This is a genomic window from Spirillospora sp. NPDC029432 (genome assembly GCF_040703975.1).
GTDB lineage: Bacteria > Actinomycetota > Actinomycetes > Streptosporangiales > Streptosporangiaceae > Spirillospora.
In genome coordinates this window covers 35,655-55,533 of sequence record NZ_JBEZWH010000006.1, presented here as the reverse complement: position 1 = coordinate 55,533, position 19,879 = coordinate 35,655, and the positions used below count along the sequence as shown (strand labels likewise).

The window sequence follows — 19,879 nt, the reverse complement described above, 5'->3', positions numbered from 1 at the left end:
CCCTCAACGACTTTCAAGGTCGGAAAAGGGCCTCGGATCTAAGCTCCGAAGCAGAGCCCGCCGCGATCATGCCAAGCCGGTTCCTCTGGTGCTGCCCCGGTGTCGTTCCGTCCACGTCCAGCCCCATTCCTGTACCGGGCGTGTTGCTGAGTGCCGTCTGTAGCGATGCCGCTGAGCCAACGTGAGCAGGCCCTCACCTCCGCCGAGAGGAGGACTACGAGGAATGGAAGATCGAAGCCATCTCGTACAGAGCAGTAGATCCGCACCCGGCTGCAGCTCATCCAGGGTGCTCGCAGGACCAAGCAGTAACAGACCGGCTGCCCCGGCGTACCGCCAGGGCGGTCAACCGCCCATCACGCGGCCAAGGCGACGAACAGCAGGAGGCTGGCGGAACAGGCTCGCGCCTGGTGAGACCCCGCCAGCCTCCATCGCAGATTGACAACCTCAGTGAGGAGTCAACGCGCCATGGTACGCGTGGTTCACAGCCTCCAGGAAGGCCCGTTTCCGATCGGATCGCCGTCGGCGCCGGTCGGCGCGTACTCCGCCAGCTCGGGGCGCGCTCTTGCGCACCTCGTAAATGACCCAGCCGCGCACGCACTTGCCGGGCCGTACAGACTTGCCGAACCCCTCGCCGGGGAACAGCGGCACCGAGAACCAATCGTCCGACCAGGCGCTGACCGGCTCGGCGATGGTCGAGTCTGCGTAGGTCAATGACCACGGCTCCCAGGACACGCCCACCGGTCCCGGACCCGCCTCGATGCAGACGCGCACATCGAGACCGGCGAACACGTACCCGGAGCGGTCCGGCGGGAACCGGCTCGGCAACGGCTGCCGGTACGCGAATGCGGTCGCCGTGACCGGGAACGGATCATTGGACAGGGTGAATGGCTGCTTCAGCCGGAGCGGGCCAGGCGGGCTCGTCGGCGTGCTGGGCGCGGTGGCCGCCGAAGTGGCCGTCGCTGGCGGTGTCGCGGTTGGCCGCGCGCCCCCGGAGGAGCAGGCGCCCGGCAACAACGCTGGCGCCGCGCCGAGCAACACGGCACACCACCGCCAGGCCCAGCGGATGGTCATCGGGGTCACGCTGGCAGCGTGCCGTAGACGCCCTGCTCACAACGGCTGGTAGCCGGTAGCGGCCAACAGGGCAGCCACCCGTGCCGTCAAGCGGTCGCTGTGCCGCGATCACCGGTGCGTGCATTTCGCTGTCGCGCACCGCGCAATGGAGTGATGACGGGATCTCGTAAGCTGCGCGCCTGGCCAGGCGCTTACCGCCCCATCTGGGTCATCGCTGAATACGCCGGGCGCTCGGCTGAGACGTTCCGCACCTGGCCCAAGGACGGCGACCTGCCATCCCTGACCGACGAGCAGACCGGCGAACTCCTCATCGATGTCGTCGCCGCCTTCAAGCTCCATGAGGCGCGCCCGATGCGGCGCCGCCGCGCCGGAAAATGGCTCCGGCGCTTGACAAGATCAGCTCTCTTAACCACTCCGTGCGTGGGCACCCCCTTGCCCGAAAACGATTCGACCGCCGCGCCGGGTCTTCGCATGTCAGGGACCAGCAACGTCCCCGTCCTGCAGCCGGCGTCGCAGCGACACCGCGACGATCAACAGCCCGATACCCGCGAACCCGGCCACGCGCCCCAAGAACCTCGGCTGGGCCCGTGCAGACTCGCATGCCTCTTCGAATCTCTGTGCGGTGGCAGCGATGATCCCGGAGATGTCGTTCCCGACAGAGATGAATTTCGCAGTGGTTCTCGGGCGCAGCGCGGACCCGCAATCCACCTGCATCCCCAGTCCCGCAGATGCGTTCACCGGGTAGAGCCCGATCAGCAACGCCACCAGCAACGCCACTCCGCCGGCCAGCACGATCCATCGTCTGTTCACCCGCAGCATCTAAGCCTGGCACGCTCCCCGCGCAGGTAGCGGCGGCCGGATCAGGCCACTGGAACGGCTCGAGCTGGCCCCGACCGCGTACGAAGCATCCGCTCGAAAGGCCTGCGAAGCCATGACCAGTCCCGCAGGGGCTGCGATCGGCTGTGCTCGTCGCTGCGGGATATGGAGCGGCCAGAGTGGCCTTTGCTTCGGTCGTGCGGGACTTGCGCTCGCACAGGGCGTGCGCGGGTGAGGCCTGCGTGATCGGGGCGGTTCCAGTCAGTGGACGAGCGGCTTCCGCCGGGGTGCGCGGGTCCGGACGATGACAAGCGAAGCGTGGTGGGGACGGATCTGGAGGGCCTATGACGCCTGGTGGGATGGACGAGGTGCGAACGCCTCCGGTACGAGGCTCGCGGTGTTCGCGGACGGCTCCGGAAACCCGAACGTACTGAGCGGCTTCTGCCGTACATGAGCGATTTCCTGGTTCGAGATGGCGGGCCGGTTCGAGTTCGAGCTCGACACAGGACGGCCGATCCACCGCTGGGAGCGTGCGGCCGGGATCAACCTCGTGCGGTCGTGAGGCCGGGCCGACGCCGCGCGGCCGTGGCCCCGAGGCGATTCGTTGCGGGGCGGACACGACCGCGATGCGGCCTTTCGTCGAGCGCGAAACAGGTGAGCCGTGCGCCGGCCGATCGAGGAGGAAACAGTGCAGTTGCCAGCGGATTTCCGGGTCCTGGAGGGATCGCCGGTCCGTATCGCTCTGCCCTACGTCGAGCCGGACTGGAGCTGATCAGATGGGAATCGAGCTGATCCTGGACATGGCCGGAGACGCTCACGGAGAGCGGATCGCGCTGGGCGGGCGCGATGGCGGGCTCTCGTTCGCCGGTCTCTGCCGCGTGGCCGACGGCGGTGCGGCCGTGCTCGGAGCGGCGGGGGCGGGCAGCGTCGTCCACATCGGGCTGAACGGGCCGGTCCTGCCGTCGCTGGTGTTCGCCGCGGCGAAGGCGGGGCTACCGCTGACGCCGATCAACTACCGGCTCTCCGCTCAGCGGATCGCCTCGCTCGTCGGCGAGTTGGACCGCCCGTACGTCGTGGCGGACCGCGCGTTCGCCGGCCAGGTGTCCGCGCACGCGCGGTCCGAGGACTGGATCGGGTCGGCTTCGGCCGCCGAGCCCGCGCCGGCGCCTGGGGCGGCCGATGACGACCCGGCCGTGGTGCTGTTCACCAGCGGTACGACCGCAAGGCCGAAAGGGGTGGTCCTGCGGCACGCGCACCTGCTGAGCTACGTGCTGGAGACCGTGGAGTTCGGTGCCGCGGACGAGGACGACGCCGTCCTGGTGAGCGTGCCGCCGTACCACATCGCGGGCGTCGGTTCCGTGCTGAGCAACCTCTACGCGGGCCGTCGCATGGCCTACCTGCCCGACTTCACCCCGCGCGGCTGGCTCGACCTCGTGCGGGACGACGCGGTGACGCACGCGATGGTGGTGCCGACGATGCTCGCCAGGATCGTGGACGAGCTGGCCGGCGCCGAGGCGGACGTGCCGTCGCTCCGTTCGATCGCGTACGGCGGTGCGCGGATGCCGCCGACGGTGCTCCGGGCCGCCCTGGCCGCGTTCCCCCGCACCGACTTCGTCAACGCCTACGGCCTCACCGAGACCAGTTCGACCATCGCGGTGCTGGGGCCCGAGGACCACCGGGCGGCCCTGGCCGGAGACCCGGTCGCGGTCGAACGGCTCGGCTCGGTCGGCCGGATGGTGCCCGGGGTCGAGTGCGCGGTCCGCGACGGTGACGGCAGGCGGCTGGCGCCCGGCGAGGTCGGCGAGATCTGGGTGCGGGGCGCGCAGGTCTCGGGGGAGTACCGGGGGACGGGCAGCGTCCTCGACGCGGACGGCTGGTTCCCCACCCGCGACCGGGGGCGCCTCGATGGCGACGGCTACCTGTTCGTCCACGGCCGCGCGGACGACACGATCATCCGGGGCGGCGAGAACATCGCTCCGGCGGAGATCGAGGACGTCCTGGCCGAGCATCCGGCCGTGCACCAGGTCGCGGTGCTCGGGATGCCCGACGACGAATGGGGCGAGCGGATCGTCGCCGTCGTCGTGCCGGTGGCCGGCGCCGCACCGGAGCCGGACGACGTCCGCGCGTTCGTGCGCGCCCGCCTGAGGTCGTCACGCACCCCCGACGACGTCGTCTTCCAGGCCGACCTTCCCTACACGCCCACCGGAAAGCTGCTGCGCCGCGAGCTGGCGCGCCGGCTCACCTGAAAGAGAGGCACGAAGATGGCTGACCATCATGCCGCGGAGCTGCTCGGGCTGACCGGCGCGGTCGCGCTGGTGACCGGTGGCGGCGGCGGTATCCCCAAGGCGACGGCGATCGCGCTGGCCAAGGCGGGGGCGGACGTCGCCGTCGTGGACATCGCCGAGGAGTACGCCGCGCGGACCGTCAAGGAGGTCGAGGCGCTCGGGCGCCGGGCGATCGCGCTGGGCGCCGACGTCCGCGTCCCCGAGCAGGTACGCGCGATGGTGGAGGAGACCCGGACCGGGCTCGGCCCGATCACGGTGGCCGTCAACGGCGTCGGCAGCCTCGGCGCGACCACCCCGAAGTCGTTCCTCGACTACGACCTCGCCGAGTGGAACGGCCCCATCGAGCTGAACCTCACCTCCGCGATGCTGTGCATGCAGGCCGAGGCCCTGGCGATGATCCGCGACGGGGTACCGGGAAGGATCGTCAACTTCGGCTCCACCAGCGGGGTGACCGCGGCGCCGTCGGTCTCGCACTACGGCGCCGCGAACGCGGGCGTGCTCCACCTGACCCGCTCGGTGGCACTCGAACTGGCGCCGTACGGCATCCGGGTGAACTGCGTCGTGCCCGGAACGCACGACATCGACCGCGCCGGGCGCGAGACCCCCACCTCCCGCCGTCCCGGGCAGGCCGAGTTCATGCGGAAGGCGGCCGAGGCCACGCCGCAGGGGCGGCTCGGGGGCGCCGAGGAGACCGCGGGCGTCGCGGTGTTCCTCGCCTCCGACCTCTCCTCGTACATGACGGGGCACTCGGTGGTCTCCGACGGAGGGATCACGCACACCACGCGGCGGCCGGCCGTGGGAGCGCTCAAGCCCGCGGCCCTGAGCGACATCGGGAGCCCCTCATGAGCGGCGCGGCCGATCTGGAGATCATCGACTGCCACAACCACATCCTGCGGACCGCCGACCACAGCTGCGACCTCTACAGCAATCTCCTGCGGTTCAGCGCGGCGATGGGGCTGCCCGACAAGCCCGGCTTCTTCGGAACCCCGGACGAGGCCGAGCGCGTCAGGGCCGCGACCGGCATCTCGCACATGAACATCCTGATGTTCACCTGGTCCGGGGTGTACTGGCGGCAGGGCCGCAGCATCCTGCCCGACGACCCGGCCGACCGGGCCCGCGAAGAGGAGGGACTGCGGCGCCGCATCGTCCGGCGCGTCCAGGACAACAACACCTGGGCGCTCGACCAGACCGCCCGCGATCCGCAGCTGAGCTGCTTCGTCGGCGTGGACCCCGTGCTCATGGACGAGGACACGCTGCTGGCCGAGGTGGAGAACGGGATCCGCAGGGGCGCCCTCGGCGTCAAGCACGTGCCGATGAACCACGGCACCGAGGGCGACGACCCGAGGATGTGGCCGGTCTTCGACTACTGCGCCTCCGCCGGAGTGCCGATCCTGACCCAGGCGGCCGGGTTCATGCCCGGCCGTCCCCGCCACTACGCCAAGGCCCTCGGCGACTTCCCGGAGCTCAAGCTGATCTTCGCCCACCTGGGCCACGACCGCACGTTCGGCCAGGGCGCCGACGCCGAGGTGGTCGAGCTGGCGAACACGTTCCCCGGCGTCCACACCGATGTCTCGCTCCGGCTCATCGAGGTGGCCGAAGGCCACGTGAGCCCTGAGGACATGGCCGCGCATCTGCGCGCGATCGGCACCGACCGGATCCTGTTCGGCAGCAACTGGGTGATCAGCGAGTACCTCTGGTTCCGCGCCCGACCCGGCGTGATCCCGGAGACCAGCCACGAGCGGCTGGACGCCGAACTGGAGGTACTGCGGACGCTGCCGCTCACCGACGACGAGCGGGCGGACCTGGCCGCGCGGAACTTCCGCCGCATCACCGGGCTGGGCACGTGACCCGGGAGCGGCCGCACGTCGCGGTCGTCACGGGCGCCAGCCGCGGCATCGGCCGCGCCATCGCGCGCAGGCTCGCCGCCGACGGCATCGCGGTCGCGGCGGTCTCGCGAACGCTGCGGCCCGGCGACGGCGCCCTGACCGGATCGCTCGACGAGACGGTCGCGCGGATCACGGCCGACGGAGGCCGCGCGATGGCCATCGCCTTCGACCTCGGCGCGCCCGCGGCCGACCGGAGCCACATCCTCGACCTCGCCCGGGAGCGCTTCGGTGCCCCCGTGGACATCGTGGTGAACAACGCCGCCGCGGCACGGCACTTCGACCTGCGGTTCCCCGACATGACGAGGGCGGCGTTCCGCGAGGCGGTCGAGACGAACGTGTGGGCCGCCTGGGAACTCGCCGCCGCCGCCGTACCGGGCATGCGGGAACGGGGAGCCGGCTGGATCCTGAACATCTCCTCATCCCAGGCGGGCCCGCGCAAGGGACCGCCGTTCAAGGACAACCCGACCAACGGCGCCACGCTCTACGGCGGTACCAAGGCCTTCATCGACCGGATGACCACCGGCGCGGCCATGGAGCTCTACGACGACCACATCGCCGTGAACGCGCTCGCGCCCGAGTACCAGATCGCCACCGACAACGCGCTCTCGGTCGCCGGTGTCCGGCGCGACAACTCCGAACCCGAGGAGACCCTCGCCGAGGCCGCGCTCGCGTTGTGCACCGGCGATCCGGAGAAGCTCACCGGACGCGTCGCCTACAACCTCTCGCTGCTCGTCGAGCTCGGCCGCCCCGTGCGCACCCTCGACGGCCGCGCGCTCGTCCCCGGCTGGCAACCGGGCGACATCGCCCCTGACCGGCTCCGAACCCCCTACCTCACCCCCTACCTCACAGCGTGAACGGGAGGCCGAGACCATGCCCCTCAAACCGTGGATGAAGCTCATGTCGGTCGACGATCATCTGATCGAGCACCCCAGCGTGTGGACCGACCGGCTGCCCCGCAAATACCTGGAGCGCGGGCCCCGGATCCTCGACGAGCCCTCGTCGACCGGCGGCCCGCCGATCCAGGTGTGGCACTACGAGGGCAAGCGGTTCCCCTCCATCGGCCTCAACGCCGTCGCGGGCAAGCGGCCGGAGGAGTACGGCGTCGAACCCGTCCGCTACGCCGACATGATCCCGGGCTGCTACGACCCCGCGGCCCGCATCGTCGACATGGACCTCGACGGCGTGTACGGGGCGGCCAACTTCCCCTCGTTCCCCCGGTTCGCCGGCGCGCTCTTCACCGCCGAGAGCGAGGACCACGACCTCGCCCTCGCCTGCGTCAAGGCGTACAACGACTTCGTCATCGACGAGTGGTGCGCGGTGGCGCCGCACCGGTTCATCCCGCTGATCATCCTGCCGCTGTGGGACCCGGGGCTGTGCGTGGAGGAGATCCACCGCTGCGCGGCCAAGGGCGCCAAGGGCATCACCTTCCCCGAGAACACCGTCCCGCTGGGGCTCCCCTCGATCTACACCGACCACTGGGACCGGGTCTTCTCGGTCGCGGAGGAGACGAACATGCCGCTGTGCATGCACTTCGGCTCCTCCGGCTCGCCGCCCGCCACCGCGCCCGAGGCGCCGTACGCGGTGACGATCTCCCTGTACGGCACCAACTCGATGTCGGCGACCGCGCACCTGCTGTTCTCGCCGGTGTTCCACCGCCATCCCCGGCTGAAGGTGGCGCTGTCGGAGGGCGGCGTCGGCTGGGTCCCGTACCTGCTGGAGCGCATCGACGGCACCTGGGACCGGCACCGCTGGTACCAGAACGTGGTCAAGGACGTTCGTCCCTCGGACCTGTTCCGCAAGCACATCTACGGCTGCTTCATCGACGACGTCGCGGGCCTGAAGAACCGGCACGACATCGGTATCGGCAACATGACCTGGGAGTGCGACTACCCGCACTCGGACTCCTACTGGCCGCACAGCCGCAGATACGCCGAGAAGGTGTTCGCCGACATCCCCGATGACGAGGTGCACCGGATCGTCGAGCTGAACACGCGCGAGCTGTTCGACTTCCACGAGAGTGGGAAGGCCGGCTGACCGCATGAACGAGAGACGGGCCGGGGCCTCCGACTGGACCGAGCAGGACCTCCTCACCCGCGAGCTCGCGCTCGAACGGCTGGCCGAGGCCGAGGCGGAGACGGTGACCGCGCTGGAGGAACTGCGCGCAAGCCCGGCGGCCGACCCGGGCGCCGTTGAGCTGCTCGAACGGCGCCTGAGCGCTCTGGAGGCGAGCCGAGCGCGCCTGGCCACCTGAGCCGCCGTACCGAAGCGATCCCCGACGAGCTCCGTGAACGGCGTCTCCGCGCGGAGCGTCACCGTGCCGAGCCCGGACACCGCGAGCGGCGGCCGCCCGATGAGGGCGCGGCCTCCGTCCAGTCGGGTGAAGGGGTTCTCCTCGGGAGCGCTATCGCCGACGATTTGACGGACATATTCGAAGGCGAGTTCGGCGGTGTCGCCCTTATCGGCCTTCTCGTTCTATTGCGTGCTCACGGCCGTCCTCTTTGGATTGAAGCGTAGAGCGGTCGCCGTCAGAGTCGCGCGTTCCACTGAGCAGAATGCCGACTTCCTAGGGTGGTGGCCGCCGCCTAGATTCACCTCAAAGCGCGGCCGTCGCATGACGATTATCGGCACGATCGCTGTCATGACCGCGCTTCTTCGGTGCAGACAAGGGGCGGCGCATGAACTCCACTTCCGGCGGGTCCGGCTTTCTTGCCGGAATGCGGGTGCTCGAAGTCTCCACGACCATTGCCGGCGCTTATGCGGGCAAACTCTTCGCTGACGTGGGCGCCGAAGTCCTGCTGTACGAGCCCGAAGGCGGGCACCCGTTGCGGGAACGCGCCCGGCGCGGCGCGGACGCTCCCCTCTTCGCGTTCCTCGCCGCCGGGAAGTCATCGAGCGGGCGTGACTGGACCGAGCTCGCCCGGGACGCGGACCTGGTGATCGTCGAGGCCGGCGACGCGCCCGATGGCGCCCTGCTGGATCGGCTCGCCGAACGGGCGGTCGTCGTGGCGATCACGCCGTGGGGGCTGACCGGCCCGTGGGCGGGGAGCGGGCGGCCGTGGACGGAGTTCACGGTGCAGGCCGAGTCCGGATCGCTGAGCCACCGCGGCGAACCGGCGGGCCACCCGCTGGCCCTGGGCGGCGGCGAGGAGCTGTGGGTGGCGGGCTCGTTCGCCGCGACCGCCGGGCTCGCCGCCCTCGCCGGCGGCTCCGGTGAGATCGCCGACGTGTCCCTGCTCGAAGTGACGACCTACGCCGCGACGATGTTCGCCGATGTCGCGGCGACGCTCCGGGGCGACTCGCGCGACCCGGTGGTGCAGCGGCGCAGGCTCGTCCCGTCGGTCGAGCCCGCCGCGGACGGCTGGGTCGGGTTCAACCTCGCGTCGGCCCAGAACTTCGAGGACTTCGTCGTCCTGATCGAGCGCCCCGACTGGCTGGACGACGAGGAGATGAAGACGTTCGAGGGCCGCTACCGGCGCGCCGAGGAGTTCTCCGCGGCCGTGCGCGCCTGGAGCCGGACCCGCACCGTCGCCGAGATCGTTCAGGCCGCCCGCGACTTCCGCATCCCCTGCGCGCCGGTGCACAGCGCCGCGACGATCGTCGAGGACGAGCACGTCGTCGCGCGCGGCTTCTATGTCGACGACGCGTCCGGGCGCTTCCGGCACCCCGCCGTGCCCTTCCTGTTCGACGGCGTGCGCCCGGCGTCGGCCCGCCCGGCACCCGAACCCCGCGGTACGGCGGGCTTCGCGGCGCCGAGCAGCGGCGGCGCGGGCGACAGCACGGGCGGTGGTACGGGCGCCGGGGACCTGCCGCTGGCCGGGCTGCGTGTGGTCGACTTCGGCAACTGGTGGGTCGGGTCGCTCGCCGGCACGATGCTCGGCTCGCTCGGCGCCGACGTGATCAAGGTCGAGGCCACCCGCAGGGTCGACGGGGCGCGCATGCTCGGCGGCACCCTCACCCGCGATCCGCGGTGGTGGGAGTACAGCTGGGTCTATCTCGGCGCCAACCACAACAAGCGGGCCGTGACGCTGGACCTCACCGACCCCGAGGGGCGGGAGCTCGTCGAGCGCCTGATCGCCGACGCCGACGTGCTGCTGGAGAACTACGCCCCCAGGGTGCTGGACAACGCGGGCCTCGGTTGGGACCGGGTCCGCGAGATCAACCCGCGGGCGGTGATGCTGCGGATGCCCGCGTTCGGGCTGACCGGTCCGCGCAAGGACATGGTCGGGTTCGCGCAGACGGTCGAGCAGTACTCGGGGATGTGCTGGCGCACGGGGTATCCGGACGGCCCGCCGGTGAATCCGAGCGGTCCCGCCGACCCCATGGGCGGCTCCAACGCGATGTTCGCTCTGCTCACCGCCCTCCGGCACCGCGAGCGCACCGGTACGGGTCTGCTCGTGGAGGCGCCGCTGGTGGAGGCGGCGCTGACGATGACCGCCGAACAGGTCGTGGAGTGGACCGCCTGCGGCACGCTGCTCGAACGCGACGGCAACCATGCGCGCGGGCACGCTCCGCAAGGCGTCTACGCCGGTGCCGGAACGGAGCAGTGGCTCGCGGTCTCCGTGGTGACCGATGAGCAGTGGCGCGCGCTGGCCGCCTTCACCGGCATCGAGAGCTGGACGGACGCGGCGCTGGCGAGCCCGGCGGGGCGGTGGGCGCAGCGGTACCGCCTCGACGAGGACCTGCGCGCCTGGGCGGCGGGACGGGACGTGGCTGCGACGGCGGAGGCCCTGCTCGCGGCGGGCGTCCCGGCGGCGCACGTCGTCGACCAGCGGTTCGTGCACGAGCACCCCCAGGTCGCCGCCCGCGGCTACTTCGAAGACGTCGACCACCCCGTCCACGGGCGCGTTCCGATCCCCGTTCTGCCGTTCCGGCTCGGCCGGATCGGTTCCTGGTCCCGGCTCGCGCCGCCGACCGTGGGCCAGCACAACGGCGAGGTACTGGAGAAGGAACTCGGCCTGTCCCGGCAGCGGATCGACGAACTCGCCGAACGGAACGCCGTCGGCGACAGGCCCGCCGGGCTGTGACCCCACCCAACCCGAGGAGAGCCCCATGGCAGACGACATTCCGGCGAGCAGGCTGGCCGGCGGATTCAGCTGGACCGAGTGCCCCCGCTGGCATGACGGCCGCTTCTACTTCTCGGACATGTACAACGCGCGCGTCCTGACCCTTGACGACGCCGGCAAGGCCGAGACGTACCTGGACCTGTCCGGCCGGGACGCCGTCGACGGGCAGCGGATCGTCCTGGTGGGCACCGGGTTCCTGCCGGACGGGCGGATGCTGGTCAACTCGATGTTCGAACGGCTGGTGCTGGTCCACGACGGGACGAGTGCCCGCGTCCACGCCGACCTGAGAGAGCTCGCGGCCGGCCCGATCAACGACATGGTCGTGGACGCGGACGGCCGCGCGTACGTGACCCAGCTCGGCTTCGACCTCTACGCGGGGGAGGAGCCGAAGGAGTCGCCGCTGATCGTCGTCGAGCCGGACGGCACCGCGCGGATCGCCGCGGAGGCGGGCCCGCTGATGTGCGGCAACGGCATCGCGATCTCCGCCGACGGCCGGACGCTGGTGACCGCGGAGGTCTTCGCCGACCGGATCACCGCGTTCGACATCGCCGCGGACGGCACCCTCGGCGGGCGCCGCGTCTTCGCGGAGATCCCGCCGATCCCGGACGGGCTGTGCCTGGACGGCGAGGGCGCGGTCTGGGTCGCCTTCCCCGCCGGCGGCGAGGTGCTCCGCGTACGCGAGGGCGGCGAGGTCCTGGCCAAGGTGACCGCGCCGCAGGCCGAGGCCGGCAGCACCACCGCGTGCGGGCTCGGCGGGGACGACCGCCGCACGCTCTACGTCTGCTGCGGCTTCGAGGTCATGGACTTCGACAAGTCGAGCAAGGAAGGCCAGGGCTCCATCTGGACGGCGCGCGTCCCGGTGTCCGGCGGCGCCGCCCGTCCCTGAACGACCAGACGAGGAGGAGATCCCATGACCCGCTTGGACTTCACCGACCGCGTGGTGATCGTTACCGGAGCCGGCCGCGGCCTCGGCCGGGCGTACGCGGAACTGCTCGCCGCCCGCGGAGCGGCCGTGGTGGTCAACGACCTCGGCGGCGCGGTCGACGGCACGCCCCGGGACGAGGACCCGGCCGCCGAAGCGGTCGCGGCGATCACCGGGGCCGGGGGGCGGGCCGTCGCCTCGACCGCGTCGGTGGCCACGGAGGAGGGCGCGGAGGCCATCGTCGCCACGGCGATTTCGGCTTTCGGCCGCCTCGACGCGGTGGTCAACAACGCCGGCATCTACTCCGTCCGGCCGTGGCTGGAGTTGCCCGCGTCGAAGTACCAGGACTTCCTGGACGTCCACTATCTCGGCAGCGTCCGCGTCAGCCGCGCGGCGTGGCCCCACCTGGTCGCCTCCGGGCAGGGCCGCATCGTCAACACGGTCTCCGCCGCCATGCTCGGTGTCCCGGACATGGTGCACTACGGCTCGGCCAAGGGCGCGGTGTACGGGCTCACCCGCAACCTCGCGGTGGCCGGGCACGCGCACGGGATCAGGGTCAACGCCATCGCGCCCGGCGCGGGCACCCGCATGATGGACGAGGCCAAGGACGCGCTGCCGCCCGGCACCGCCGAGTTCATGAAGGAGCACATGCCGCCGTCGATGGTGGCCCCCGTCGCCGCCTATCTGGCCCATGACGACTGCGCCGTAACCGGCGAGGTCTTCAATGTCGCGGGCGGTGCCGTGTCCAGGCTCGTGGTCGGCAGCACCGCCGGGATCTCCGACCCGGGTCTGACGCCGGAGACCGTGGCCGAGCGGCTCGGCGAGATCCTCGCCGTGGACCGGGTCGAACCCGCCGAGCTGATGCTGCCGACACCGGCGGCCGGCGCGTGAACACCGGAGCCGACTGGACGATCGAGGTCGACCGGTCCGTCTGCATCGGCAACAAGATGTGCGTCTCCGTGGCGCCGGACGCGTTCGAGATGGCCGAGGGCAAGGCGCGGGCGCGCACCGAAAACGTCAGCCCGTCGGAGAGCGTGGCCGACGCCTACGAGTCGTGCCCGGTGTCCGTCATCGTCGTGCGCGACGCGACGGGCGAAGAGATCGAACCCGGAAACTGAAGCCCGAAGGACAGCCATGACCGAGATCGCCGCCCAGTACCCCTTCGCGCCGACGGCCCCTGCACAGGCCGCGGAGAACTACCGCCACGTCATCGCCGACCGGCCGATGACCAAGGTGGACTTCCCGTTCGGCGGAGAGGGCTGGGTCATCCACCGCCACCAGGCGGCCCGGCAGATGCTGGAGAGCTCCAAGTTCGTCCGGGGCCCGTTCGCGCGCGGCGAGCGGGACGTCCCGTTCTTCGTCCCGTTCCCCGACTTCCTTAAGGGCACCCTGCAGTTCGCCGACCCGCCGGACCACACGCGGCTTCGCAGGCTCGTCGCCAAGGCGTTCACCGCCCGCCGGGTCGCCCTGCTGCGCGAGGGTACGCAGCGCATCGCCGACGAGCTGCTCGACGGCATGGCCGAGCACGGCTCGCCGGCCGACCTGGTCGGGCACTTCTCGCTCCCGCTGCCGATCCGGGTGCTGAGCGAGCTGCTCGGCGTGCCCGCCGAGGACCGGGACAGGTTCATCGAGTGGAGCAAGTCCACGCTGGCCACGTCGGGGATGACCCAGGAAGCGATCATCGAGTCGGGCGCCCGGCTCCACGTGTACATGTCCGAGCTGATCGCGGAGCGCCGCGCCGAGCAGCGCGACGACCTGCTCAGCGCCCTCGCGACCGCCCGCGACAAGGACGAATCGCTGACCGACGAGGAGATCCTGCCCATCGCGATGCTGCTGATCATCGGCGGCTTCGACAACACGGCCAACTTCATCAACCTCGGCGTCCTGGCCCTGCTCCGCAACCCGGACCAGAAGGAGGCCCTCCTGGCCGACATCGATGCGGTGGCCCCGACGGCGGTGGAGGAGGTCCTCCGGCACGGCCACTTCGCCGTCGGTGAGAAGGCGGGGGGACTGGGCTCGCTCGTCCCGTACGTGGCCACCGAGGACGTGGAGATCGACGGCACCCTGATCAGGGAGGGCGAATGCGTGGCGCTGGACCCGTCCAGCGTCAACCACGACCCGGCGGTCTTCGAGGACCCGGCGAGCTTCGACGTCGCCCGGGAGCGCAACCCGCACCTGACCCTCAACCACGGTGTCCACCATTGTCTCGGCGCCCCGCTCGCGCGGATGGAGATGCAGGTCGCGCTCGGCTCCCTGTTCCGCCGCTTTCCGACGCTGAAGGCGGCCGGCGAGCCGGAGTACGCGTCCGAGTTCCTCACCGCCGGAATCAACGCCTTCCCGGTCTCCTGGTGAGCCGATGCACTTTCTGGATATCTGATGCCGAAGATCACCACGCTGGACGAGTTCGAGGCCGCCTACAAGGAACGGCTCGGAGAACCGATGCCGCCCCGTCCCTGGCGTACGGTCACCGAGGAATGGCTGTCCCGCTACGCCGACGGGGCCGGCGACTACAACCCGCTCTACCGCGACCGTGCGTACGCCGAAGCCGGGCCCAACCACGATCTCGTCGCGCCGCCGGGGTTCCTCTTCTCCGTCAACTTCGGAGCGAACGCCTCCATCTGGGGACACATCCCCGAGGCCGACGTGTCGATGCGGGATCTCACGATCCTCTACCTGGGCGCCACTGCGGAATGGCACCGGCCGATCTGGCTCGGTGACCGCCTGCGGAGCATCGAGACGCCGTCCGGCATCCGGCGGACCAGGACCCGCCAGACGGGCGAGGCCTTGATCTGCACGGGAACCACCGACTACTGGAACTCGCGCGGCGAACTGGTGGCGACGCTGACCAACGAGATGCTCCGCTTCCCCAACCAGGGCACCGGCGTCGAGTCGTCACTGGCCGAGGACGGCTCGGCGCCGAGGATCGCGCCGGACCCGCTGGTGTGGGAACGCGTCCGCCGCGGAGCCGAGCCCCGCTACTGGGAGTCCGTCGCCGGCGGCGAGCCGATCCCCGAACTGCCCAAGGGCACCTACACCACGACCGAGCTCTACCTGTTCGCGCACGGCGCGCTCAGCACCCGGCGTTCCCGGAAGGTCGACGAGGGCACCATCGACATGGGCGCCGGCGGCCGCGCCGACCCCGAGTACGCGCGCGCCGCAAGGGCGCAGGCCGCCTCGTTCGACTACGGGCCCCAGCGGATCTGCTGGCTCCTCCAGGCGGTGACCGACTGGATGGGCGATCATGGCACGCCGGTGCGGGCGAAGGCCCGGCTCCGGCGCCCCAACCTGGTGGGCGACACCAACACCGTCCGGGGCGCCGTACTGCGCACGTACCGCGAGGGAACAGAGGGAACGCTGGCCGACGTGTCGGTGGAGAACGTCAACCATGCCGGTGCCGTCACGGCCGATGCCGTCGTGACCGTCCGGCTCCCGGGCCAGGGCACCATCACGGCCGATCACCCGCTGTTCGCGCCACCCTCCGAGACCGAGCCCGGCGTCTACAACTGACCGAGGAACCCTTCATGCAACTACGACCAGGTCTGAAGCTGAACAGCGCCGTGTCGGAGGCCCAGGTCGTCGTCGTCCGCGCACCGGCCGGTGACGTCGACCTCCGCTGCGGAGGAGAACCCATGACCGCCGCCGGCGCGTCCGGTCCGCCGCGCGAGACCGCCGGCGGTGAACCGCTGCTGATCGGCAAACGCTACGCCGACGACACCGGAACCCTCGAACTGCTCTGCACGAAGGCGGGCGCCGGCGGCCTCAGCGTCGGGGACCGGCCGCTGGCCGTCAAGGCGGCCAAAGCGCTCCCCGCATCCGACTGACCCGCACCTGGAGGACGACCCTTGAACAAGCTGTGCCGAGAGCTGGGCATCGAGTACCCCATCTTCGCCTTCAGCCATTGCCGGGACGTCGTCGCCGCCGTGTCCCGCGCCGGCGGTATGGGCGTGCTCGGCATCGTGGCGATGTCGCCGGAAGAGATCGACATGGAACTCCGCTGGCTGGAGGCCAACTCCGGTGGACGGCCGTACGGCGTCGACATCGTGGCGCCGGTGCGCACGGCCGACCGCGACGCCGGCCTGAAGGACGCCGAGGGCATGCGCGACCGGCTGGAGGCGATGATCTCCAAGGAGCACCGGGACTACGCCGAGGACCTGATGCGGCGGTACGAGGTCCCGCCGCTGCCGGAGTCGAACGGTCACCAGGACTGGACGACCGCGGGATTCACTGCGGCCGGCGGCGAGGAGCAGATCGATGTCGTGCTGAACCACGACCACGGGTTGCTGGTGAGCGCGCTCGGGCCGCCGCCCGCCTGGCTCGTCGACCGCGCCCACGAGCGCGGCACCAAGGTCGGGGCGCTCGTCGGCAAGCCCCACCAGGCGTCCCGCAACGTCGAGCTGGGCGTGGACGTCGTCATCTGCCAGTCGTACGAGGCGGCGGCGCACACCGGTGAGATCGGCGGGATGGTGCTGATCCCCGACGTCGTGGACGCGGCCGGCGACGTGCCGGTCCTCGCCGCGGGAGGCATCGGCTCCGGCCGGCAGATGGCGGCCGCCATGAGCCTGGGCGCGCAGGGCGTGTGGACGGGTTCGATCTGGCTGACGTGCCGCGAGGCGCCGGCCGAGCCGCACGAGGTCGAACGGCTGCTGGGCATGACGTCCACCGACACCGTCCGTTCGACCTCCCAGACGGGCAAGCCGAACCGGCAGATCCGGACGGCCTGGACCGAGGCGTGGGACGACCCCGCGAGCCCGGGCGCCCTGCCGATGCCGCTGCAGTACATGCTGTACGCCGAGTACACCGCGCGCGCCAAGCGGGCCGGCGTCCAGGAACTCGTGGGCGGGCCGATCGGCCAGGTCGTGAGCCGGATGACGCGGGTCCAGTCCGCCAGGGACATCGTGTTCGGCATGGTCGAGGAGTACCTGGAGACCCTCCAGAGGATGAGCGCACAACTCGACGCCCTCACCGAGGGGTGAAATCCGCCGCCACGGGATGGGCGGGCGCCCGCCTGCCTCTCGACGTCCTTGACGTCATTGGCGTCTCGCGGCGCACCGCCCGGAGAACGGACGGCTTCGCCGGGCGGCTAGGCTACGGCGCCTAGGCTCGATGCGTCGGCACATGCTCCCAGGGGAAGGAAGGTGGTCCTCGTGGCGGGCTCCGGGCGCCGGACGCTGACCGAGCGGCGTGCCGAGGAGCTCCGGTACTCGGTGGCGCTCATCGCGGTCGAGCTGTTCGCGCTGGACGGCGGGACCAGCACCACGGTCGAGGCCATCTGCGAGCGCGCCGGGATCTCCCAGCGGACCTTCTACCGCCATTTCGCGGTCAAGGAGGACGTGGTGGTGCCGCTGTTCGAGCGGTCCGCGGAGTCCATCCTGGAGGCGCTGGAGGACGCGTCGGCCGGTGGTGGGGTGGTCACCGTCCTGGCGGAGATCTTCTACCCCAGGACGATGTTCCGGGACGGTCCTCCCACGCTGTTCCAGCGCAGGTTCCTGTCGGTCATCCGGGACTCTCCCGAGTACCTGCTGCGCTGGCACGCGCTGGACGAGCCGTTGACCGGCCCCATCGCGGACTTCCTCGCGGCCCGGGGGCTGGCCGGCGACGCGCCGTTCGAACGGCGGCTGCGCGCCGGCCTGGTGGTGCACGCCGCGCGGCTGACCTACTACCACTGGATCCGCGCCGACGCGCCGCAAGAGCTGGATGAGCTGCACGAACTGCTCGAACAGGCGATGGCCTCGCTGGTGAGGTCCTGGATGCCGGAGCCCGCGGGTCAGGGGTGACGGGGACGGGGCGGCTGAGCCGGAGGCCCCCCGAGCGGTGCCGCCGGGCGCTGGTCCGGGCGCGGGCGTGATGGCTGCCGCATCCTGGGCCGGGAGGGCTCCGTCGCGGCGCTCCAGATGTCGGCGGCGGCCACGAGCAGCTGGGCGAGCACGTGGTTCGGCTGCATCGTCGACGCCGGTCCCGTGATCGTCAGTGCCGCCGGCGCCTGGGCCGCGGGTCCGATCGCCGCGGCGACCGACACGACACCGACCGTCAGGCCCTGCATGTCGACCGCGGCTCCGTGGTCGCGGACCTTTCGCAGCTCGTGCTCGAGCTGGGCGCTCGTCCGCACACTGTAGGGCGTGCGAGCACCCGACAGCTCCGGCCCGGGCCGTGCCGCCGGGTCCAGCCGGGCGAGCAGAGCCCGCCCCGGCGCCGCGTGGCAGGCGGGCTGGCGATCCCCGACATGCCAGCCCTCCCCGCCGTCCGGCCAGTCTCCGATGCGCTCGATGTGCAGGACGTCCGCGCCGCGCAGCACGCTGAGGTAGACCGAGAGCCCGGTCCGCAGATGCAGGTCCCGCATGATCGGGGCGGCCGCCCGATGGAACCTGTTGTCCCGGACGACGAGGGCACCGAACTCGAACATCCGCAGGCCCAGGGCGTACTCGAAACCGTGCCGCTCGATCCAGCCGAGGTCGACGAGGTGCTGCAGGATCCGGTGCACCGAGGACCGCGGAAGGTTCGCCTTGCGTGCCAGCTGCGCGAGGGTCAGCCGCCCGTGCCCGTCGAAGGCGTCGAGGAGTGACGACACGCGGTCGAGCATGGTCACCGGGCTCTGTTCTGCGGATGCCGTGGTCATGACGCCTCCAGGGCTGCATGAGGGTGGGGCCCCGACGATCGGAATGACATATTGCGCCAAGTTGGCAGATTCTGTCATTGTGACCGTAGTCACTGGCGGCGCGTCTGTAAAGATGCGGGGCGACAACGGCTGAGAACAGGCGAAGCGCCGGCGGCGGACGATCATGGCTCGCCGGCTGAGAGGACAGAGGGATGAAGCGTTTCGCGGACCGGCGGGCCCTGGTGACCGGCGGAGCCTCGGGCATCGGGCAGGCGGTCGTCCTGCGGCTGCTGGACGAAGGCGCCCGCGTCGTGGCGGCCGACATCGCCGAAGAAGGCTTGAGGGACACCCGGGCCCGCGCCGATGACGCGGGAACGGCCGCGCGTCTGACCACCACCGTGTTCGACATCGCCGACGAGAAGTCGGTGAACGCGGAGACCGCCACCGCTCTCGCCGAGCTGGGCGGCCTGGACGTGCTGGTCAACGCCGCGGGAATGCTGCGCGGCGCGCACACCCACGAGTGCTCGCTCGAACTGTGGAACCGCGTGATCGGCGTGAACCTGACCGGCACGTTCCTGGTCACCCGTGCCTGCCTGCCGTCTCTCCTGGAGACGGGCAAGGGCGTCGTCGTGAACTTCAGTTCGACCTCGGCCCAGTTCGCCCATCCGTTCATGGCCGCCTACTCCGCGAGCAAGGGCGGCGTCCAGTCGTTCACGCACTGCCTCGCCCAGGAGTACTCCAAGCAGGGGCTGCGCGCCGTGTCCGTCGTGCCGGGCGGGGTCAGCAGCGGCATCACCGACAACATCGCCGACCTCGTGCCCGCGGACGTCGACTGGAGCCTGTTCGGCAAGCTGACGCCCGCCATCGGCGAGGGCTTCGGCAAGCCTGAGCACATCGCGGGCGTCGTGGCGATGCTGGCCTCCGACGACGGGGCGTTCGTCACCGGAACCGAGATCCGGGTCGACGGCGGAGCCCACCACTGATCCGAGACGCTCCCTGAACGTCGGGACGCGCCAATTCGCCTCCCAGTGATTGGAACGGCCTGTGGGAACGGTGGCGCCGCGGAGGTTAGCGTCCAGACGGTCGTCCGGGAAGCCCCACGGCAGACGACCGGCCGGGCGGTGATCGAATGCCGCGTTCGCACCGTTCTGGCCACGGCGCGGGGACCGGCCGTGTCCGGTCGCGAACGCGGGTGCGGCATGGCGGGCCGGACCGATCCGGGCGCCCTGACGGCGCTCGACGAA

At 71.1% G+C, this 19,879-nt stretch carries 19 protein-coding genes; 16 read left to right on the top strand and 3 right to left on the bottom strand.

What is annotated here, in order from left to right; genetic code table 11:
* Nucleotides 1–444: 444 nt before the first annotated feature.
* Together AB0881_RS06510 and AB0881_RS06505 are read right to left on the bottom strand one after the other, a co-directional pair.
* Nucleotides 445–1,080, bottom strand: a complete 636-nt coding sequence (locus tag AB0881_RS06510) for a hypothetical protein (RefSeq protein WP_366614768.1) — start codon at nt 1,078–1,080, stop codon at nt 445–447.
* A 465-nt stretch (nt 1,081–1,545) separates the two neighbouring features.
* Complete coding sequence (locus AB0881_RS06505; RefSeq protein WP_366614766.1) at nt 1,546–1,890, bottom strand: hypothetical protein; 345 nt, start codon at nt 1,888–1,890, stop codon at nt 1,546–1,548.
* A gap of 773 nt (nt 1,891–2,663) precedes the next feature.
* Here AB0881_RS06505 and AB0881_RS06500 point away from each other — a divergent pair.
* The 15 genes from AB0881_RS06500 to AB0881_RS06430 all read left to right on the top strand — a co-directional run bounded on the left by AB0881_RS06500 (nt 2,664) and on the right by AB0881_RS06430 (nt 17,817).
* On the top strand, nt 2,664–4,133 hold the full coding sequence (locus AB0881_RS06500; RefSeq protein WP_366614765.1) for a fatty acid--CoA ligase family protein: 1,470 nt from the start codon (nt 2,664–2,666) through the stop codon (nt 4,131–4,133).
* 15 nt (nt 4,134–4,148) lie between these two features.
* Nucleotides 4,149–5,018 (top strand): SDR family NAD(P)-dependent oxidoreductase, encoded by an 870-nt coding sequence (locus AB0881_RS06495; RefSeq protein ID WP_366614763.1) that lies wholly within the window; start codon nt 4,149–4,151, stop codon nt 5,016–5,018.
* On the top strand, nt 5,015–6,019 hold the full coding sequence (locus tag AB0881_RS06490; protein ID WP_366614761.1) for an amidohydrolase family protein: 1,005 nt from the start codon (nt 5,015–5,017) through the stop codon (nt 6,017–6,019). Before AB0881_RS06495 ends, AB0881_RS06490 begins: the two co-directional genes overlap by 4 nt.
* Nucleotides 6,016–6,912, top strand: a complete 897-nt coding sequence (locus AB0881_RS06485) for an SDR family NAD(P)-dependent oxidoreductase (RefSeq protein ID WP_366614759.1) — start codon at nt 6,016–6,018, stop codon at nt 6,910–6,912. Before AB0881_RS06490 ends, AB0881_RS06485 begins: the two co-directional genes overlap by 4 nt.
* A 16-nt stretch (nt 6,913–6,928) precedes the next feature.
* Nucleotides 6,929–8,092, top strand: coding sequence for an amidohydrolase family protein (locus AB0881_RS06480; protein WP_366614757.1), 1,164 nt, complete (start codon nt 6,929–6,931; stop codon nt 8,090–8,092).
* A 4-nt stretch (nt 8,093–8,096) separates the two neighbouring features.
* Nucleotides 8,097–8,309, top strand: a complete 213-nt coding sequence (locus AB0881_RS06475; protein ID WP_366614755.1) for a hypothetical protein — start codon at nt 8,097–8,099, stop codon at nt 8,307–8,309.
* A gap of 424 nt (nt 8,310–8,733) precedes the next feature.
* Nucleotides 8,734–11,082 (top strand): CoA transferase, encoded by a 2,349-nt coding sequence (locus AB0881_RS06470; RefSeq protein ID WP_366614752.1) that lies wholly within the window; start codon nt 8,734–8,736, stop codon nt 11,080–11,082.
* 25 nt (nt 11,083–11,107) lie between these two features.
* Entirely contained in the window at nt 11,108–12,007 is a 900-nt protein-coding gene (locus tag AB0881_RS06465) for an SMP-30/gluconolactonase/LRE family protein (RefSeq protein WP_366614750.1), read from the top strand.
* A gap of 24 nt (nt 12,008–12,031) precedes the next feature.
* Nucleotides 12,032–12,934 carry an SDR family NAD(P)-dependent oxidoreductase gene (locus tag AB0881_RS06460; RefSeq protein WP_366614749.1) on the top strand — a complete coding sequence of 301 codons (903 nt, stop codon included), beginning with the start codon at nt 12,032–12,034 and terminating at the stop codon, nt 12,932–12,934.
* On the top strand, nt 12,931–13,161 hold the full coding sequence (locus AB0881_RS06455; RefSeq protein ID WP_366614748.1) for a ferredoxin: 231 nt from the start codon (nt 12,931–12,933) through the stop codon (nt 13,159–13,161). The genes AB0881_RS06460 and AB0881_RS06455 overlap by 4 nt, the downstream gene beginning before the upstream one ends.
* A gap of 16 nt (nt 13,162–13,177) precedes the next feature.
* Complete coding sequence (locus AB0881_RS06450; RefSeq protein WP_366614746.1) at nt 13,178–14,395, top strand: cytochrome P450; 1,218 nt, start codon at nt 13,178–13,180, stop codon at nt 14,393–14,395.
* A 24-nt stretch (nt 14,396–14,419) separates the two neighbouring features.
* Entirely contained in the window at nt 14,420–15,550 is a 1,131-nt protein-coding gene (locus AB0881_RS06445) for a MaoC family dehydratase N-terminal domain-containing protein (RefSeq protein ID WP_366614744.1), read from the top strand.
* Nucleotides 15,551–15,564: 14 nt separating this feature from the next.
* Entirely contained in the window at nt 15,565–15,864 is a 300-nt protein-coding gene (locus AB0881_RS06440; protein ID WP_366614743.1) for a hypothetical protein, read from the top strand.
* Between the two features lie 21 nt (nt 15,865–15,885).
* A complete protein-coding gene (locus AB0881_RS06435; protein ID WP_366614741.1) occupies nt 15,886–17,016 on the top strand; it encodes a nitronate monooxygenase family protein in 1,131 nt (376 codons plus the stop codon).
* Between the two features lie 171 nt (nt 17,017–17,187).
* Nucleotides 17,188–17,817, top strand: coding sequence for a TetR/AcrR family transcriptional regulator (locus tag AB0881_RS06430; protein WP_366614740.1), 630 nt, complete (start codon nt 17,188–17,190; stop codon nt 17,815–17,817).
* Here the strand turns inward: AB0881_RS06430 and AB0881_RS06425 are convergent.
* The gene (locus AB0881_RS06425) at nt 17,808–18,656 is read right to left on the bottom strand and encodes an IclR family transcriptional regulator (RefSeq protein ID WP_366614739.1); all 849 of its coding nucleotides are present in this window, start codon (nt 18,654–18,656) and stop codon (nt 17,808–17,810) included. The two genes, AB0881_RS06430 and AB0881_RS06425, sit on opposite strands and share 10 nt — an antisense overlap.
* A gap of 191 nt (nt 18,657–18,847) precedes the next feature.
* On the opposite strand from AB0881_RS06425, the gene AB0881_RS06420 reads away from it, so the two are divergent.
* Nucleotides 18,848–19,618, top strand: coding sequence for an SDR family oxidoreductase (locus tag AB0881_RS06420; RefSeq protein WP_366614738.1), 771 nt, complete (start codon nt 18,848–18,850; stop codon nt 19,616–19,618).
* Nucleotides 19,619–19,879: the final 261 nt, after the last annotated feature.

Excerpts from the sequence above, each read along its gene's own strand:
- AB0881_RS06505 (WP_366614766.1), bottom strand. The coding sequence starts at position 1,890 with ATGCTGCGGGTGAACAGACGATGGATCGTGCTGGCCGGCGGAGTGGCG.
- AB0881_RS06500 (WP_366614765.1), top strand. The coding sequence starts at position 2,664 with ATGGGAATCGAGCTGATCCTGGACATGGCCGGAGACGCTCACGGAGAG.
- AB0881_RS06495 (WP_366614763.1), top strand. The coding sequence starts at position 4,149 with ATGGCTGACCATCATGCCGCGGAGCTGCTCGGGCTGACCGGCGCGGTC.
- AB0881_RS06490 (WP_366614761.1), top strand. The coding sequence starts at position 5,015 with ATGAGCGGCGCGGCCGATCTGGAGATCATCGACTGCCACAACCACATC.
- AB0881_RS06480 (WP_366614757.1), top strand. The coding sequence starts at position 6,929 with ATGCCCCTCAAACCGTGGATGAAGCTCATGTCGGTCGACGATCATCTG.
- AB0881_RS06475 (WP_366614755.1), top strand. The coding sequence starts at position 8,097 with ATGAACGAGAGACGGGCCGGGGCCTCCGACTGGACCGAGCAGGACCTC.
- AB0881_RS06470 (WP_366614752.1), top strand. The coding sequence starts at position 8,734 with ATGAACTCCACTTCCGGCGGGTCCGGCTTTCTTGCCGGAATGCGGGTG.
- AB0881_RS06465 (WP_366614750.1), top strand. The coding sequence starts at position 11,108 with ATGGCAGACGACATTCCGGCGAGCAGGCTGGCCGGCGGATTCAGCTGG.
- AB0881_RS06460 (WP_366614749.1), top strand. The coding sequence starts at position 12,032 with ATGACCCGCTTGGACTTCACCGACCGCGTGGTGATCGTTACCGGAGCC.
- AB0881_RS06450 (WP_366614746.1), top strand. The coding sequence starts at position 13,178 with ATGACCGAGATCGCCGCCCAGTACCCCTTCGCGCCGACGGCCCCTGCA.
- AB0881_RS06445 (WP_366614744.1), top strand. The coding sequence starts at position 14,420 with ATGCCGAAGATCACCACGCTGGACGAGTTCGAGGCCGCCTACAAGGAA.
- AB0881_RS06440 (WP_366614743.1), top strand. The coding sequence starts at position 15,565 with ATGCAACTACGACCAGGTCTGAAGCTGAACAGCGCCGTGTCGGAGGCC.
- AB0881_RS06425 (WP_366614739.1), bottom strand. The coding sequence starts at position 18,656 with ATGACCACGGCATCCGCAGAACAGAGCCCGGTGACCATGCTCGACCGC.
- AB0881_RS06420 (WP_366614738.1), top strand. The coding sequence starts at position 18,848 with ATGAAGCGTTTCGCGGACCGGCGGGCCCTGGTGACCGGCGGAGCCTCG.